Consider the following 924-nt stretch of genomic DNA (forward strand, 5'->3'; position numbering starts at 1 on the left):
GACCCATCGCGGGTCGCACCCCGCCCCCGTATATGCAGGTCCTGCGGGTAGACTGGAACCATGACGGCAACCAATCCATATATCCCGCAACCGGACGATCAGCACACCTCCCCGCAGTACGGTTCCCCCGAGCAGCCCCAGCAAGCGCAGCAGACCTATGGGCAGTACCAGGGCCAGCCGTACACGAACGGCGGCCAGACACCGCCCGAGCAGCCCGCATACGGTGCCCCGTACGCTCAGCAACCATACAACGCGCAGTACGGAACCTCCTACAACGCCCCGTATACGGCCCCGTACACCCAGGGCTACTACTACGGACAGCCCGCGCAGACCGACAGATGGAACGGCCTGTGCATCGCCGGATTCGTATGCGCATTCATCATCCCGCCGATCGGCCTGATCCTCTCGATCGTCGCCCTGGTCCAAATCAACAAATCCCACGAGAAGAGCAAGGGCATGTCCATTGCGGGCATTGCGATCAGTGCGCTGGGCACGCTGTTCCTGGTGGCCTGCATCGCGTTCGCGGTTTGGGTGATCGGATTCACCTTCGACTACATCGACGAGCACCCCGAAGTGTGGGACGACGACAGCCTCTCCCAGTACGACGGGCAGATCTGCTTCGAAGACGGCACCTGCATGGATACGCGCGACCTGCCCGATGATTTCAGTCTGCCGGAGTACCTTGACGAATTCGCCCGCTCCACGCAGGGCGATTGGGTCGGAGCCTGGCAGACCGCGCAGGGATCGGCTCCGATCACGATGGAACTCGTGGACTGAACGGACACCCGCGAGCCGGATGACATGGGCGCACAACCGCGGAATTCCAACGAGACACGCGGAGACTTGCATACTTTGTCATTCTGAGTAATATTTCTATTCGGCTTCTCGTTCAGAGAACACCACGGCCCCGTAGCTCAGTTGGTT

Annotated in this window: 1 protein-coding gene; it reads left to right on the forward strand. The window is 61.1% G+C overall.

All coding sequences use genetic code 11. The features are described from left to right. The first annotated feature begins 60 nt into the window (after positions 1–60). Positions 61–777, forward strand: a complete 717-nt coding sequence (locus tag B4C31_RS03415; RefSeq protein ID WP_291531344.1) for a DUF4190 domain-containing protein — start codon at positions 61–63, stop codon at positions 775–777. Positions 778–924 lie beyond the last annotated feature (147 nt).

This window comes from Bifidobacterium sp. UBA4282 (assembly GCF_002394995.1).
GTDB lineage: Bacteria > Actinomycetota > Actinomycetes > Actinomycetales > Bifidobacteriaceae > Bifidobacterium > Bifidobacterium pullorum_B.